Raw genomic sequence first — 15,867 nt, 5'->3', positions numbered from 1 at the left:
ACCTCAGTCGGTGAGTTGTCCGGCTTTGAGTGCTGTGATGAATGCCGACCAGTCCGGGGACGGGAAGACCAGGGCCGGGCCGTTGGGGGCTTTGGAGTCGCGGACCGGGACGCCTGCCGGGTGGCCGTCCTGGACCTCGACGCAGCTGCCGCCTTCGTCGTTGCTGTAGGAGGACTTCCGCCAGCCTGCCAGCGCTGACGCGTTCGGGATGGTTCGCTCAGTCATGGTCTCGGTAACCCTTTGCTGTTGCCCGAAGAAGATGCAGCGTCTCTTTGCGGGGAAGCGCGTTGGCCAATGTGAAATCGTAGCGGTGTTGCAGCTCCTGAACCACGGACGGACTGTCGTGGATCTTGCCCATGCGTAGCCCCTCCCCGTACGCCATAGGCGGTTGGTCCTCGAACCACATCAGCGTGAGCATGTTGTTCAAGAGGGGGTGGAGCCCCAACGTGAACGGCACCACATGCACCTGGATGCGACGGCTTTCGGCGAGGCATACGAGATGGTCGATCTGCTCCGCCATCACGCGGGGGCCACCAACGACCCGGCGCAGCACCGCCTCATCGAGCAGGGCCCACACTACGGGCGTCACCGGGTCCGCGAGGATCTTCGCGCGCTCCAGGCGTGTGACAAGGCGCCTGTCACATTCCTCCTCACTCACAGGAGGGAACGACGTGCCCAGAACCGCACGCGCGTACCCCTCCGTCTGGAGGATGCCGGGGACGAACGACAGGGCGAACTCCCGGATCATCGTCGCCTGTTGTTCGAGTTGCAGCGCCGACTGGAAGTACTCCGCCACCGCCGTATCGTCATCCGGCAGAAAGCTGCTCAGTACGTTCCCCGTGTTCAGCGCCTTGTCCAGGCGTCGTGCGTCCTCCTTGGAGGGGAGTCGGCGGCCCGCCTCGATGTGCGCGATGTGCGAACGCGTCATGACGGTCGCCGTGGCCAGCTCCTGTTGCGTCAGGCCCGCCGCCTCACGCTGGGCCCGCAACCAGTCCCCATAGATGTTGCTCATCGTCAACTCCCCTGTGACAGATGCCTTGTCACATCCGACCCTCTGGCGAGCCTAGACCGACCTGTTGCACTGTGTGAGCGAATCGCTACGCAGCGGGGCCGTGCGTAGCCCCCCGCCACAACCGGAGTTGACGCCATGCCGCACCCCCTGCGCCGCCGTCTCATCGAGCCGCTGCTGCGGCTGCCGTGGCCCGCCTCCGGGCGGCACCGGCTGTCCGAGAGGGCACGGCACCTCGCGACCCGCGGCGTCGAGGTGGTCGCGTGATCCACCGCAGCCACGACACGGGGGCGGCCACCCGGCCCCGGCTCCTTCCCTGGTCCACCCCCGACGGCCGCCCCTGTTACCTCGTCGGTGACGGAACCGGTCACGTCTCCCGCGTCGCCGACCGCGTCGAATCCGTCCAGCTCGGCATGGCCGACCAGATCCTCACGCACGCCGGTGACCTGACCGGTGACCCGGCGGCCACCGCGCCGCAGCTCCGCTACCTGGCCGCTCGCCTCGCCGAGTCGCTGCGGGATGTGAGCCGTATCGCACACAGCCGCGGGGACCGTCTCCCCGTGGCCCGGAATGACGGCGATTTCGGGGAGGGGCGTGAGGCGTAGGCGGCGGAGGCCGTTTTCTGGCAGGGGTGCCTTTCGGATAGCGTCCACGGACCCAAGGGAACGGGAACCCTCCATGACTCACCCGGCATCCGGGATATCCGGGCGCGCCCGCGTGCTCTCGTCGTCCACGCGCGCCCGCGTGCTCTCCGCGGGCCTCGCCGCGGCCGTCGTCGTACCGCTCGGTGCGGTCACGGCCGCCGGCCCCGCCGCGGCCGCCACCGCACCGAAGGTGACCTGCGCCTCCGCGCAGGCTGGTCTCGCCGCCACGCTCAGCCGGGACATCACCGCCGCGCTCAGGAACCGCAAGGGCACCGTCGCGGTCGGGCTCAGGGACCGGGGCACCGGCACCACCTGCGCCCTGCGGGCGACCACCTCGTTCGACTCGGCCAGCGTCGTCAAGGTGACCGTCCTCGCCGCGCTCCTGTGGGACGCCCAGAAGACCGGGCGGAAGCTGTCGGCACGCGAGAAGAGCCTCGCCACCGGCATGATCACGAAGTCCGACAACGCGGCCACCAGCACCCTGTGGCGGCAGCTCGGCGGTGCGGCCGGGGTCAAGGGCTTCCTGCGGGCCGCGGGGATGAGCCGCACCGTGCCGGGCCCGGGCGGCTCCTGGGGGCTCACCCGGATCAACGTCACGGACGAGGAGCGGCTGCTCTCCCTGGTCACCGGCGAGAACACCGTACTGACCGGCGCCTCCCGCTCCTACGTCCTGGAACTGATGGGCAAGGTCGTCCCCGCGCAGCGCTGGGGCACCCCCGCGGGCGCGCCGTCCGGCGTCTCGAAGCACGTCAAGAACGGCTGGCTCAAGCGGTCGACGCACGGCTGGCGCGTGCACAGCATCGGCACGTTCCACGGCGGCGGCCACGACTACACGATGTCCGTGCTCACCCACGGCAACACGACCATGGACTACGGCGTCGCCACGATCCAGGGCGTGGCCCGGGTCATCCACAGGGACCTGGCGTCCGCAGCACGGCGGCACGCCCCCGCGAGCCCCGGAAGCTGACCGAAAGCCCGCGCCTTCCCGCCCCCACTTTGTTACGGCGGGATGAAATCCGCCGCCCGCCGCGTTGGGCCTCTCGGCAGGTCAGGTCTACGGGAGGCAGCGCACGTGACGGAGGAACGGGGCGGTTCCGGCGGTCCGGAGGCGAAGAGCTGGGCCAAGAGGCTCGCCGGGTACGCGTGGCGGTATCCGAAGGACGTCGTGCTCGCGCTCGGCTCCTCGCTCGCCGGCATGGCCGTCATGGCCCTCGTACCGCTGATCACCAAGGTGATCATCGACGACGTCATCGGGCAGGACGGGCAGGGCGGCGGCAGGTCCATGGGGCCGTGGGCCGGGGCACTGATCGGTGCCGCCGTCCTCGTCTACATAGCCACCTACATCCGCCGCTACTACGGCGGCCGGCTCGCCCTCGACGTCCAGCACGACCTGCGCACCGAGATGTACGGAACGATCACGCGGCTCGACGGGCGGCGGCAGGACGAGCTGTCCACCGGGCAGGTCGTCGGCCGCGCCACCAGCGACCTCCAGCTCATCCAGGGGCTTCTGTTCATGCTGCCGATGACGATCGGCAACATCCTGCTCTTCGTGATCTCCCTGGTGATCATGGCGTGGCTCTCCCTGCCGCTCACCCTCGTCGCCCTCGCCGTCGCCCCCGCCCTCTGGTTCATCGCCCGCCGCTCCCGCTCCCGCCTGCACCCCGCCACCTGGTACGCGCAGGCCCAGGCCGCCGCCGTCGCCGGAGTGGTCGACGGCTCCGTCAGCGGCGTCCGCGTGGTGAAGGGCTTCGGGCAGGAGGAGCAGGAGACCGGGAAGCTGAGAGAGGTGGGGCGCAAGCTCTTCGCGGGGCGGCTGCGGACCATCAGGCTGAACTCCCGCTACACCCCCGCCCTCCAGGCCGTGCCCATGCTCGGCCAGGTCGCCATGCTGGCCCTCGGCGGCTGGCTCGCCGTGCGCGGGGAGATCACGCTCGGCACCTTCGTCGCCTTCTCCACCTACCTCGCACAGCTCGTCGGGCCCGTGCGGATGCTCGCCATGGTCCTCACCGTCGGCCAGCAGGCCCGCGCGGGCGTCGAGCGCGTCCTGGAGCTGATCGACACCGAGCCGAGCATGAGCGACGGGACCAGGGAACTGCCCGCCGACGCGCCCGCCACCGTCGAGTTCGACGACGTCGCCTTCGCGTACGAGGACGACCGGCCCGTCCTCGACGGGCTCTCCTTCCAGATAGCCCCCGGCGAGACCCTCGCCGTCGTCGGCTCCTCCGGCAGCGGCAAGTCGACCGTCTCGCTGCTCCTGCCGCGCTTCTACGACGTGACGCACGGCGCCGTCCTCATCGGCGGTCACGACGTGCGCGAGCTGACGCTCGACTCCCTGCGCGCCGCCATCGGACTCGTGCCCGAGGACTCCTTCCTCTTCTCCGACACCGTCGGCGCCAACATCGCCTACGGCCACCCCGGGGCCACCCGGGAGGAGATCGAGGCCGCGGCGCGGGCCGCCCAGGCCCACGGGTTCATCTCCGAGCTGCCCGACGGCTACGACACCAAGGTCGGCGAGCAGGGGCTCACGCTCTCCGGCGGCCAGCGCCAGCGCGTCGCGCTCGCCCGCGCCATCCTCACCGACCCCCGCCTCCTCGTCCTCGACGACGCCACCTCCGCCGTCGACGCCCGCGTCGAGCACGAGATCCACGAGGCCCTGCGCGGCGTCATGGCCGGGCGCACCACCCTCCTCATCGCCCACCGCCGCTCCACCCTCAACCTCGCCGACCGCATCGCGGTCCTCGACGGCGGACGCCTCGCCGACATCGGCACCCACCAGGAGCTGGAGGAGCGCTCGCCCCTCTACCGGCGCCTGCTCACCGACCCCGACGAGCTGGGCGGCGTCTCGCCCGGCCACGCGCTCCCCGTCGACGTGCCGGAGGACACCTCCGTACGCGACGAGCTGGACGCCGAGTTCGACGCCGAGCGCGGCATCACCCCCGCCCTGTGGACCGGCGACCGGGAGCCGAAGGACACCGCGCTCTCCGGGATGCCGTCCACGCCCGAGCTGCTCGCCCAGGTCGACGCGCTGCCCCCGGCCGACGACAAGCCCGGCATCGACGAGGCGCGGGCCGTCACGCCCGAGGAGTCCTACGGCCTGCGCAGGCTGCTCGCCGGCTTCGGCCTCCCCCTGCTGTTCAGCCTGCTGCTCGTCGCCGTCGACGCGGGCATGGGACTGCTGCTCCCCGTCCTGATCCGGCACGGCATCGACGAGGGCGTCACGCAGCTCGCCCTCGGCGCCGTCTGGACCGCCGCCGGCCTCGCGCTCGCCGCCGTGGTCGTGCAGTGGGCCGCGCAGACCGGCGAGACGCGGATGACGGGACGTACCGGGGAGCGGGTCCTGTACTCGCTGCGGCTGAAGATCTTCGCGCAGCTCCAGCGGCTCGGGCTCGACTACTACGAGCGGGAGCTGACCGGGCGCATCATGACCCGGATGACCACGGACGTGGACGCGCTGTCCACCTTCCTGCAGACCGGGCTCGTCACCGCCTTCGTCTCCGTCGTCACCTTCTTCGGCATCATGGTCGCCCTGCTCGTCATCGACGTGGAGCTCGCCCTCGTCGTCTTCGCGACGCTGCCGCTGCTCGTCGTCGGCACGTACTTCTTCCGCAGGTCCAGCGTGCAGGCGTACGAACTGGCGCGCGAACGCGTCTCCGTCGTCAACGCCGACCTCCAGGAGTCCGTGGCGGGACTCCGCATCGTGCAGGCCTTCCGGCGCGAGCGCTCCGGCGCCGAGCGGTTCGCGAAGAACAGCGACAGCTACCGCAAGGCCCGCATCCGGGGCCAGTGGCTGATCTCCGTCTACTTCCCGTTCGTGCAGTTCCTGTCGTCCGTGGCCGTCGTCGCCGTCCTCGTCGTCGGCGCGGGCCGGGTCGAGGCGGGCACGCTGACGACCGGCGCGCTCGTCGCCTACCTGCTCTACATCGACCTGTTCTTCGCGCCCGTGCAGCAGCTCTCCCAGGTCTTCGACGGCTACCAGCAGGCCACCGTCTCGCTCGGCCGCATCCAGGAGCTGCTCCAGGAGCCGACCTCGACCCGGGCCGCCGACGAACCCACGCGGGTGCGCTCGCTGCGCGGCGACATCGCCTTCGAGGACGTGCGCTTCGCCTACACCGGCGAGGAGGACGCCCTCAGCGACGTGAACCTGCGGATACCCGCCGGGCAGACCGTCGCCTTCGTCGGCGAGACCGGCGCGGGCAAGTCCACGCTGGTCAAGCTCGTCGCCCGGTTCTACGACCCGACGAGCGGGCGGGTCACCGTCGACGGCACCGACCTGCGCTCCCTCGACCTCACCTCGTACCGCCACCGCCTCGGCGTGGTGCCGCAGGAGGCCTACCTCTTCGCGGGCACGGTCCGCGACGCCATCGCCTACGGGCGCCCCGACGCCACCGACGCCCAGGTCGAGGCCGCCGCCCGCGCGGTCGGCGCGCACGAGATGATCGCCACCCTGGACGGCGGCTACCTCCACGAGGTCACCGAGCGCGGACGCAACCTCTCCGCCGGGCAGCGGCAGCTCATCGCGCTCGCCCGCGCCGAGCTGGTCGACCCCGACATCCTGCTCCTCGACGAGGCGACCGCCGCACTCGACCTCGCCACGGAGGCGCAGGTCAACCAGGCCACGGACCGCATCGCGGGCCGGCGCACCACGCTGGTCGTCGCCCACCGCCTCACCACGGCCGCCCGCGCGGACCGCGTCGTCGTGATGGACCACGGACGCGTCGCGGAGGACGGCACGCACGAGGAACTGCTCGCGCTCGACGGGCGGTACGCGCGGCTGTGGCGCACGTTCGTCGGGGAGCCGGTCGAGGCGGTGTGAGCGCGGCCGGGGGCGGACGGAGAAAAGCCGGGGAAAGCCGCAACCGTGGGGGCGGTGTGCCGCGTCCGTACATCAGTACGTTGATGCCGCAGTGGCGGGAGGGAACACCGTGAGCAGTGGTCGCGGCCGGGGCCGCATACGCCGGCGGCTGACGCTCGGCGCAGCCGGGCTCGCCGCCTCGCTCCTGCTGGCCCTCGCGGGCCCCGGCGTGGGCTCGGCGCACGCCCTCTCCGGCGTCTGCGCGGGGCACAAGGTACGGGTCCTGCCCTTCAGCAAGGGCCGGGTCGACGTCTTCAAGACCCGCGGCTACGTCTGCGTCGTGCTGGTCGCCAAGCGTCCCGGCGTCCGCAAGAGCATGTCGGTGAGCGTCCAGGCGCGCGGCAGCCGTGCCGTGCGGGACAAGGGGCGCTTCACCCACCGCGCGGGCCCCGTGACGGTCCACGCGGGGCACCGGTGCGTGCGCGTGACGGGGAAGATCAGCGGGCGGGGCGTCACCTCGGGGTGGATTCTCTGCTGACTTCGCCGCCTCCCCCGCATCCCCCGCATCCCCCGCGTCCGCCGAGGCGCGTCAGCCGCGCCTGAATGCCTCTGGTGCGGGCCCGGCCGCTCCGTTAGGTTCCGGGGCACTGCTGTGTCGACAGGGGAGGGTGCATGCGCAAGGCGCTCAGATGGCTGGTGTCGCTCGTCGTGCTGATAGGCACGGTGGGCGCGGCCGGAGCGACGTCCGGAGCGGCCACCGCCGCCGACCGGACCACCGCCGGCGAGCGGCCCACCACCGCCGGACCGGACATCAAGGACAGGCTGCTCGCCATACCCGGCATGAGCCTCGTCGAGGAGAAGCCGTACCCCGGCTACCGCTTCTTCGTCCTGGACTACACCCAGCCGGTGGACCACCGCCGCCCCTCCAAGGGCACGTTCGAGCAGCGCCTGACGGTCCTGCACAAGGACACCAGCCGCCCCACGGTCTACTACACCAGCGGCTACAGCGTCTCCACGAACCCCAGCCGCCGTGAGCCGACGCAGATCGTCGACGGCAACCAGATCTCCATGGAGTACCGCTTCTTCTCGTCCTCGCGCCCCGACCCGGCCGACTGGTCCAAGCTCGACATCTGGCAGGCCGCCACCGACCAGCACCGCATCCACCGGGCGCTGAAGCCCGTCTACGGCAAGAAGTGGCTGGCCACCGGCGTCTCCAAGGGCGGCATGACGGCGACGTACTACGAGCGCTTCTACCCCCGCGACATGGCCGGCGTCGTCTCCTACGTCGCGCCCAACGACGTGGTGGACAAGGAGGACTCGGCGTACGACGCGTTCCTCGCGAACGTCGGCACCAAGGAGTGCCGCGACCGCATCCAGGCCGTGCAGCGCGAGGCGCTGGAGCGCAGGAAGCCGCTGTCGAAGAAGCTCGCGGCCCTCGCCGCCGCGGAGAACCGCACCTTCAAGACCGTCGGCACCCTGGACAAGGCATTCGAAGCGGTCGTCCTCGATCTGACGTGGGGCTTCTGGCAGTACCAGCCCGCGGCCACCGCCTGCGGCGAGATCCCGGACGCCGCCACCGTGTCCGACCAGGACCTCTTCGACTACGTCGACGCCGTGGGCGGCTGGTCCTCCTACACCGACCAGGGCCTTGAGCCGTACACGCCGTACTACTACCAGGCGGGCACGGAACTCGGCGCGCCCACCATCGGCCAGCCCTGGCTCGGCGACTTGAGCCGCTACGGCTACCAGCCGCCGCGGAACTTCGTGCCCCGCGACATCCCGATGGAGTTCAGGCCGGGCGCGATGCGGGACGTCGACCGCTGGGTGCGGCACCACGCGCACCGGATGATGTACGTGTACGGCGAGTACGACCCGTACGGCGCCGAGCGGTTCCGTCCCGCGCGGGGCGCCAAGCACGACTCGTACGTCTTCACGGCCCCCGGCGCCAACCACGGGGCGACGGTCGGGCAGCTCGTCCCGGCGGAGAAGGCGAAGGCCACGCAGCGGATCAAGGCGTGGGCGGGTGTCTCCACCGCGACGTCGAAGCCGCTGGCCGAGTACGACGCGCGGCTCGACCGCAGGGACGTCAAGAAGGAGATGACGCTGCGGCCGTGACCGGTTCGGCGCATCCGACGGGACGGGTCCCGCCGAGGGTGACGTACAGCGCGGTCGCCGGGCCGCACAGGGCGCGGCTCCGCACCGCCGAGGCGACCCGGTACTCGGGGGCCCGCCCGCCGCTCCCGTCGCAGGCGGTCTCCCGGACCTCGCCCCGCCGGGCGGAGTAGACGCAGTCGCCCACGACGGTCCTCGGACCGCCGCCGCCCCCGGGGTCGCCGGGGTGCGGCGGTTCGAGGTTGCGCATGCAGGCGTGGCCCCGGGGCACCGCGCCGTCGCCGTCCTCGTCCTCGGCGGGCCTGCTCTCGCTGATGTGCAGCACGAAATCGGTGCGCGCCGGGCAGGCGGGGCCCTGCCGCCCCTTGCCGTGGTGCCGCGCGAGCACCCGTGCCGCCGCCCGCTCGCTGGTGCACGGCACCTCCGAGAACCCGGCCCGCCCCCGTGAGCTGCACTCGTCGACGGCGAGGAACACCTCGCCGTGGCCCGAGGGGCGCGACGCCACCGCCGTGCGGCCGTCCGTGCCCTCCGCGCCGCCGGACCTCTGGCAGCCGGTCAGCGTGACCGCCGCGGCGAGCAGCAGCGCGCAGAGCGTCCCCGTGGCCGCGCGCGGCGCGGCGTTGCAGGCAAGCATGGCGTTCCCCCCGATACGTGCGCTCCAGCGTGACCCCGGGGAGCGGGGGCGTGCCAGGCACGGAGGGTGCTTTGCGGCGATCGGCGGTGCGGCGCCGACGGACCCGCGTAGGCGTCAGTACGTCAGCCCGTGGCCGACCGGGTACAGCACCTGCGCCGGGTCGTCCGCCCGCCGCACCGGCACCGGCAGCCGTCCGCGCGGTGTGGTGCGGCCCGCGATCACCCGGGCGGCGGCGCGCAGTTCGACGTCGGTCCAGGAGTACGAGGCGAGCGCCGCGTCGACGTGGGGGAGGCGGGCCACGTCGTAGGGGTTGCGGATCGCGAGGGCGACGACGGGCACACCGGTGGCCTTGAGCGCGGCCACCAGGGCGGCCTGGCCGTCCGCCGCCCCGGCGTCCCCGGCGGGCAGCGCCGCGAACAGCGCGGCGTTCGCGGCCTGGGTGTTGTCCCGCGCCGTGGCCGCGTGCGTCGCGACGTTGTACGTCGCCACCACGACCGCGTCCACGCCCTCCGCGGCGGCCACCGCCTTCTCGATCAGCGCCGCATCCGGCGAGGTGCCCGTCGGCAGGGCGGTGGCGGTGAAGCCGAGGCCGGTCAGGGTCTTGGCGAGGACCGACGTGGGCGGGCCCGTCGTGCCCGAGGGCGAGCGCGGGTCGGCGCCGACCACCAGGACGTCGCGGTGCGTGCGGGGCGACAGCGGCAGCGTGTCGCCGTCGTTGCTCAGCAGCGTCGTCGTGGCGTCGGCGATGCGGTCGGCCGCCGCCAGGTGCGCGGCGCCGCCCACGGCGGGGTCCGTCCCGGCCATGAGGTCCGGGGCCGCCGTGCCGTCCTCGGCGATCAGGCCGACCCGCGCCTTCATGCGCAGGACGCGCAGCACGGACGCGTCGACGCGGTCCTCGCTCAGCTCGCCGTCGGCGACCGCCTGGAGCACCGCGTCCCACGCGACCTGCGGCTGCGGCGGGTTGAGGAGCTGGTCCACGCCCGCCTTCAGCGCCAGTACGGCCACGCGGTCGTCCCCGTACTTCGTGCGCACGCCCCGCATCGCCAGCGAGTCCGTGGCGATCACGCCGTCGTAGCCCAGCTCCTCGCGCAGGACGCCCGTCACGATGGGGTACGAGAGCGTCGCAGGGTCGCCCGACGGGTCGAGGGCGGGCACCACGATGTGGGCCGTCATCACGGAGTCCGTGCCCGCGGCGACCGCCGCGCGGAAGGGCGGCGCGTCGTACCTCTCCCACTCCTCGCGGGTGTGGTGGATGTGCGGCAGTTCGGTGTGGCTGTCGTCCGTCGTGTCGCCGTGCCCGGGGAAGTGCTTGGCGGCCGTCGCGATGCCCGCGCTCCGGTAGCCCTCGATCTGCGCCGTCACGAAGCGGGCGACCGCCTCCGGATCGGAGCCGAAGGAGCGTACGCCGATGACCGGGTTGCCCGGATCGACGTTCACGTCGGCGGCGGGCGCGTGGTCCTGGCGGATGCCGAGGGCGCGCAGCTCGGTGCCCGCGATCCGGGCCGCCTCGCGGGCGTGCTCGGGCGAACCGGAGGCGCCCAGCGCCATCGCGCCGGGCAGGAGCGTCGCGGGGGCGCCCACGCGGGCCACGGCCCCGTGCTCCTGGTCCACGGAGATCAGTACGGGGATGCCCGAGGGGAGCGCCCGGGCCGCCGCCTGCTGGATGCCCCGGGAGAGGTCGGCGATCTGGTGCGGGGAGCGGGTGTTGTGGGCCCAGCCGAAGTAGATGATGCCGCCGAGGTGGTAGCGGGCGATCAGTCCGGCCGCGTCGTCGACGCCGAACTCCTTGCGGTTCACGTCGATGTCCTGCTGGTCGGGCGCGGTGGCCGTGTGCCCGTACACGTGCATCACGAAGAGCTGGCCGACCTTCTCCTCCAGGCTCATCCTCGCGACGAGGGCGCGGAGCGTGTGGTCGTCGGGCTGGGGCACGGGCGCTCCTGCGGGCCGAAGGAAACTTTCAGGAGCTACGGATATCCCGAAGATTTCTGCCGGTCAAGGGCGGGGCGGACGTGAGGGGCCGTCACCGGCGCTGTGTGGAAGGGGGCGCACCGGTGACGGCGGGCTGCCGGCCGCAGGCGGCGGAGAGGGTGGTCAGCGTTCGCAGCCAGCAGCGATGCCGACACCGCCCTGCGGAGACTCACCGGCAGCGTGCCGGTTGGACGGACGGGGGCGGGCATGGGTTCCCGGTTCCGGCGAAGTGGTGCGGGGAGAGCCCTGCCGTGTTCCGGTGCCTCCCGGCGCTACGGGGTCCAGTGGGCCTGGAGGGCTTCGACCGCGGCGGTGATGGCGGGGCGGCGTGCGGCCCCGGTGCGCCACAGCGCGTACAGGCGGCGCACCGGCAGGGGGTCGAGGCGGACCGTGACCGCCCCCTCCGGCAGCGGCCCGCGGCCCAGGCGGGGGATCAGGGCGATGCCGAGCCCGGCGGCGACGAGCGCCACCAGCGTGGGGTTCTCCTCCGCCGTGTGGGCGATGTCGGGCTCGCACCCCGCCTCCCTGAGCGTGCGCACGAGCCAGTCGTGGCAGACGAGCCCCGGCGGCTGCGCGATCCAGCGCTCGCCGCGCAGGTCCTCGCGGCGTACGGAGGAACGGCCGGCGAGCCGGTGCCCGACCGGCACGAGGAGGTCGCACAGGTCGTCGCCGATGACGGCCTGCTCCACGCCCGGCGGCGCCGGCAGCGGAGCGATGTCCCAGTCGTGGGCCACCGCCAGGTCGACCGCCCCCCTGGCCACCAGGTCGACGGAGAGGTGCGGGTCGACCTCCGACATGCGGGCGTCGAGCGCCGGATGCCGCTCCGCGAGATCGGCGAGGACCCGCGGCATGAGCCCCCGCGCCGCCGAGGCGAACGCGGCGACGGCCAGCCGCCCCGCGGGCACCCCGCGCCGCTCCTCCAGCTCGGTCTCGGCCCGTTCGACGAGGGACATCAGCCGCCCCGCCGTCTCGACGAGGAGCAGGGCCTCGTCGGTGAGCGCCACCCCCGGCCGCGGCGTTCGAGGAGGGTGGTCCGCGTCTCCCGCTCCAGCTTCGCTATCTGCTGCGAGACCGCCGAAGGGGTGTAGCCGAGCGCGGTGGCCGCCGCGCCCACCGTCCCGTGCACGGAGACGGCGTGCAGCGCGCGCAGCCTGGCGAGATCGAGCACGGGTCCCTCCATGGAGCAGCTCTTGCCCGCGCTCACGCACCGGCTGAGCACCAGCGGACGCATCACCGTCATACGTAAGCGTTGCTTCATCCAACCATGCAGAGATCCGTGCTGGTGCTACATGGTCCGGTCAAGTGATCCTCGACGCATGCGCCCCGTACACCTCTGCCTCGCCGTCCTCGTCGCCGCCCTGTGGGGCGTCAACTTCGTCGTCATCGAAGTGGGGCTCGACCACTTCCCGCCGCTGCTCTTCTCCGCCCTGCGCTTCCTCGTCGCGGCCCTGCCCGCCGTCTTCTTCGTGGGGCGCCCCAAGGTCGCGTGGAAGTGGATCGTGGGGGTGGGACTCACCCTCGGCGTGGCCAAGTTCGGGCTGCTCTTCGTCGGCATGGACGCCGGGATGCCCGCCGGGCTCTCCTCGCTGGTCCTGCAGATCCAGGCCGTCTTCACCGCCCTCTTCGCCGCCGTGGCGCTGAGCGAAAGGCCCGGACGCGTACGGGTCATCGGCATGGCCGTCGCCCTTGCCGGGATCGGCGTCGCGGCCGTCGACGAGGGGGAGACCGGGCCGCTCACCGCCTTCGCGGTGGTCATCGGCGCGGCGGCGTGCTGGGGCGTCTCCAACGTCCTGACCCGCAAGGCGTCGCCGTCGGACTCGCTGAACTTCATGGTGTGGGTGAGCACCGTCCCCGTCCTGCCGCTGCTCGGCCTCTCCCTGCTCTTCGAGGGGCCCGGGCGGGACGCGGACGCCCTGCGCTCCCTCGACTGGCCGGGCGCGGGGATCATCGTCTACGTCGCCTGGGTCACGACCGTCTTCGGCTTCGGCGTCTGGGGGTTCCTGCTGCGCCGCTACCCCGCGTCCACCGTCGCCCCGTTCTCGCTCCTCGTACCCGTCTTCGGCGTCGTCGGCGGCCCTCTTCCTCGGCGAGCCGGTGGGCGGCCTGCGCTGGTGCGCGGCGGCCCTGCTGGTGGGCGGCGTGGCGCTCACCTCGTTCGCCGGACCGGGTGGCGTCAGGCCGAGCGGCCCAGCAGGCGTGACAGGTACGCACGCCCCGGGCCGAGCAGGGGCGGCAGCGGTGCCGCCGCCTCGTACCAGCGCTTCTCGTACTCCCAGCACAGCCAGCCGTCCCAGCCCTCCGCGCTGAGCAGCGCCACGGTCTCGGCGAGCGGCAGCGTGCCGGTGCCGAGGGCGAGCGGGGTCGTGTCGTGCGGGGACGCGATGTCCTTGACCTGGACGTAGCCGAGGTAGGGGGAGAGGGCCGCGAAGCTGTCGGCGACCGGCTCGCCGCCGAGCAGGGTGTGCATGACGTCCCACAGCGCGCCGACCCGGCGGTGCCCGACCGCGCCGAGGACCCGGGCGGCGTCCGCCGCCGTGCGGTGCGAGTCGTGGGTCTCCAGGAGGATGCGCACACCGGCGTCCGCGGCGTACCCCGCGGCGGCGCCGAGCCGCCTCGCGGCCGTCGCGTCGGCGTCCGCCGCGCTCTGCCCGGTGCCGCCGCCGGGGAAGACGCGGACGAAGGGGGCGCCGACGTCACGGGCCAGGGCGACGAGCGAGCGCACCTCGTCGAGGACGGGCTCGTCGTCGCCGGGCGCGGCCACGCGCGCGTACCCGGCGATGCCGAGGACGTCCACGCCGGCCGCCTTGAACTCGGCGGCGACGTCCGCCCGCTCGACGAGGCCGAGCCCGGGGTGCACGGGCTCCTCGGGGTGCGCGCGCAGCTCCACGCCGTGGTAGCCGTGGCCGGTGGCGAGCCGCAGTACGTCGCCGAGGGGCAGGCCGGGCACGCCGAGGGTGGAGAAGGCGAATCTCATGGTCCGACAGTAGGCGGCGGGACCGCACGGTCAAGCCTCCGCCGTCAGGCGGGCCTGTCGCCCAGGGGCAGCCGCCAGTCCTGCCCGACGAGGTCGGCGCCGAAGGAGCGGTGCGGCTTCTCGTCGACGAGGACGAAGCCGTGGCGCTGGTAGATCACACGGGCGGCGGCGAGCACGTCGTTGGTCCAGAGCACCATCTCCCGGTACCCGGCCTCGCGCGCGAAGCCGACGCAGGCGCTCACGAGGCGGTCCCCGATCCCCAGGCCGCGCGCGTCCGGCTCGACGAGCAGGAGGCGGAGCCGTGCCGTGCCGGGGTTCTTGTCGCGCACGCACATCACGCTCCCCGCCGGGTGCCCGTCGAGCTCGGCGATCCACACCCGCTCCAGGTGCGGGTCGTGGTCCTGGGCGAAGTCCGCGACGATGCGGGCGACCAGCCCTTCGTACTCGGTGTTCCATCCGTACTCGGCGGCGTACAGCGCGGCGTTGCGCTGCACGATCCAGCCGAGGTCGCCCGCCCGCGGCTCCCGCAGTCTCACACCGCCGCGCCGCCGCCCGGTGCCTTCGAGGATGTCCCGCACGGTGCGCATGGCCGTCGTGAGGCGGACCCGCTCCGCGGCCGGTACGTCGGCGACGAGCGAGCCGACGGCTTCCCGCGAGCGCTCGTCGAGCAGGTCGGCGGCGTCGCGCCCCCGCGTGGTCAGCGTGATGCGCTGCCGTCGCGGGTCGGGCGCGGACGGCGCCCGCTCCACGAGCCCGTCCCGCTCGAACTTGGCGAGCAGCCGGCTCAGGTACCCCGCGTCGAGGGAGAGCGCGACCCGCAGGTCGGCCGCGTCGGTGTGCGGCGAGTGCGCCAGCTCGTACAGGACGCGCGACTCGGTGAGGGTGTACGGCACGTACAGATGGCGGCTGTAGTCCAGGGCGCCGATGAGGTTGGTGTAGAAGCGGTTGAAGGCCCGCATCTCCTGGATGGGCGCGCGCATCGCCGACGGCGTCCGCACCGTCTTCTCCAGCGGTTTCGTCATGAGGATCACCCGACTTACCTTTGACTGAGTCAACAGTACGCCGGGCCGGGCGCCGACGGAAGTCCGCTGCCGCCACTCAGAGGAACGCGAGGCGCACGCCGAGCGCCGCGAAGGCCGCGGCGAAGGTGCGGCGCATCCGGCAGACGACCCGGGGGCGGCCGATGACGTGGTGGCGCATGGCCGCGGCGAAGCGCCCGTAGGCCATGAAGACCACGAACGTCATCAGCATGAAGTACGCGCTGAGTTCGGTCATGCGCAGCAGGGCGTACGGCTCGCCGGCGCTCACGAACTGCGGCAGGAACGCGAAGAAGAACAGGGTCAGCTTCGGATTGAGGACGTTGATCAGCACGGCCGTCAGGATCGTGCGCCCCGCAGACCGCGGCTCCTGCTCCCGCTCGGCGGTCAGGTCGCTCTTGTCCCGCAGCGTGCTCCACGCCATGTGGAGCAGGTAGGCCACGCCGAGGTACTTCAGGGTCTCGAACGCGACCGCGCTGGCGTTGAGCAGCGCCGCGAGGCCCGTGATCGCGGCGACCATGTGCGGGACCACGCCCAGCGTGCAGCCGACGGACGCGATGACGGCGGCCCGTGTGCCCTGCGACAGGCCCGCCGCGATCGTGAACAGCGCCCCGGTGCCGGGCGTCACGCAGACGACGAGGGAGGTGAGGAAGAATTCCATGCCTCGACCCTGTCGCCACAATGGCTCCATGAACAG

The 15,867-nt window shown here is 72.8% G+C and carries 13 protein-coding genes and 2 pseudogenes; 7 read left to right on the top strand and 8 right to left on the bottom strand.

All coding sequences use genetic code 11. From position 1 onward, the window contains the following. Positions 1 to 3: 3 nt before the first annotated feature. A complete protein-coding gene (locus AB0I16_RS10550; protein ID WP_363248914.1) occupies positions 4 to 225 on the bottom strand; it encodes a DUF397 domain-containing protein in 222 nt (73 codons plus the stop codon). Then, positions 218 to 1,012, bottom strand: coding sequence for a helix-turn-helix transcriptional regulator (locus AB0I16_RS10545; RefSeq protein ID WP_363248913.1), 795 nt, complete (start codon positions 1,010 to 1,012; stop codon positions 218 to 220). Before AB0I16_RS10545 ends, AB0I16_RS10550 begins: the two co-directional genes overlap by 8 nt. Before the next feature lie 135 nt (positions 1,013 to 1,147). Here AB0I16_RS10545 and AB0I16_RS10540 point away from each other — a divergent pair, with 135 nt between their 5' ends. The 6 genes from AB0I16_RS10540 (at position 1,148) to AB0I16_RS10515 (ending at position 8,560) form a co-directional block, all read left to right on the top strand. Beyond that, complete coding sequence (locus AB0I16_RS10540) at positions 1,148 to 1,276, top strand: hypothetical protein (protein ID WP_363248912.1); 129 nt, start codon at positions 1,148 to 1,150, stop codon at positions 1,274 to 1,276. Next, entirely contained in the window at positions 1,273 to 1,614 is a 342-nt protein-coding gene (locus tag AB0I16_RS10535) for a hypothetical protein (RefSeq protein ID WP_363248911.1), read from the top strand. The genes AB0I16_RS10540 and AB0I16_RS10535 overlap by 4 nt, the downstream gene beginning before the upstream one ends. A 73-nt stretch (positions 1,615 to 1,687) precedes the next feature. Beyond that, complete coding sequence (locus AB0I16_RS10530) at positions 1,688 to 2,620, top strand: serine hydrolase (RefSeq protein WP_363248910.1); 933 nt, start codon at positions 1,688 to 1,690, stop codon at positions 2,618 to 2,620. A 105-nt stretch (positions 2,621 to 2,725) separates the two neighbouring features. Beyond that, positions 2,726 to 6,466 (top strand): ABC transporter ATP-binding protein, encoded by a 3,741-nt coding sequence (locus tag AB0I16_RS10525; protein ID WP_363248909.1) that lies wholly within the window; start codon positions 2,726 to 2,728, stop codon positions 6,464 to 6,466. Between the two features lie 109 nt (positions 6,467 to 6,575). After that, complete coding sequence (locus AB0I16_RS10520; RefSeq protein ID WP_363248908.1) at positions 6,576 to 6,983, top strand: hypothetical protein; 408 nt, start codon at positions 6,576 to 6,578, stop codon at positions 6,981 to 6,983. 134 nt (positions 6,984 to 7,117) lie between these two features. Then, entirely contained in the window at positions 7,118 to 8,560 is a 1,443-nt protein-coding gene (locus tag AB0I16_RS10515) for an aminopeptidase (protein WP_363248907.1), read from the top strand. On the opposite strand, the gene AB0I16_RS10510 is transcribed toward AB0I16_RS10515, so the two are convergent. The 3 genes and pseudogenes from AB0I16_RS10510 to AB0I16_RS10500 all read right to left on the bottom strand — a co-directional run bounded on the left by AB0I16_RS10510 (position 8,532) and on the right by AB0I16_RS10500 (position 12,327). Next, complete coding sequence (locus tag AB0I16_RS10510) at positions 8,532 to 9,191, bottom strand: hypothetical protein (protein WP_363248906.1); 660 nt, start codon at positions 9,189 to 9,191, stop codon at positions 8,532 to 8,534. The genes AB0I16_RS10515 and AB0I16_RS10510 overlap by 29 nt on opposite strands. A gap of 114 nt (positions 9,192 to 9,305) precedes the next feature. After that, complete coding sequence (locus tag AB0I16_RS10505; protein ID WP_363249025.1) at positions 9,306 to 11,075, bottom strand: glycoside hydrolase family 3 protein; 1,770 nt, start codon at positions 11,073 to 11,075, stop codon at positions 9,306 to 9,308. Positions 11,076 to 11,431: 356 nt separating this feature from the next. Then, positions 11,432 to 12,327, bottom strand: a pseudogene (locus AB0I16_RS10500) (LysR substrate-binding domain-containing protein). Between the two features lie 148 nt (positions 12,328 to 12,475). On the opposite strand from AB0I16_RS10500, the pseudogene AB0I16_RS10495 reads away from it, so the two are divergent. Further along, positions 12,476 to 13,322: pseudogene (locus AB0I16_RS10495) on the top strand (EamA family transporter); the annotation flags it as partial. Positions 13,323 to 13,332: 10 nt separating this feature from the next. On the opposite strand, the gene AB0I16_RS10490 reads toward AB0I16_RS10495, so the two are convergent. The 3 genes from AB0I16_RS10490 to AB0I16_RS10480 all read right to left on the bottom strand — a co-directional run bounded on the left by AB0I16_RS10490 (position 13,333) and on the right by AB0I16_RS10480 (position 15,831). Beyond that, positions 13,333 to 14,133 (bottom strand): sugar phosphate isomerase/epimerase family protein, encoded by an 801-nt coding sequence (locus AB0I16_RS10490; RefSeq protein WP_363248905.1) that lies wholly within the window; start codon positions 14,131 to 14,133, stop codon positions 13,333 to 13,335. 44 nt (positions 14,134 to 14,177) lie between these two features. Continuing rightward, entirely contained in the window at positions 14,178 to 15,155 is a 978-nt protein-coding gene (locus AB0I16_RS10485; RefSeq protein ID WP_363248904.1) for a bifunctional helix-turn-helix transcriptional regulator/GNAT family N-acetyltransferase, read from the bottom strand. Positions 15,156 to 15,231: 76 nt separating this feature from the next. Next, the gene (locus AB0I16_RS10480; protein ID WP_363248903.1) at positions 15,232 to 15,831 is read right to left on the bottom strand and encodes a LysE family translocator; all 600 of its coding nucleotides are present in this window, start codon (positions 15,829 to 15,831) and stop codon (positions 15,232 to 15,234) included. Positions 15,832 to 15,867: the final 36 nt, after the last annotated feature.

This window comes from Streptomyces sp. NPDC050703, from assembly GCF_040654435.1.
Lineage (GTDB): Bacteria > Actinomycetota > Actinomycetes > Streptomycetales > Streptomycetaceae > Streptomyces.
Note: the sequence above shows the minus strand (reverse complement) of the source record. Positions and strands in the feature narration are given on the sequence as shown.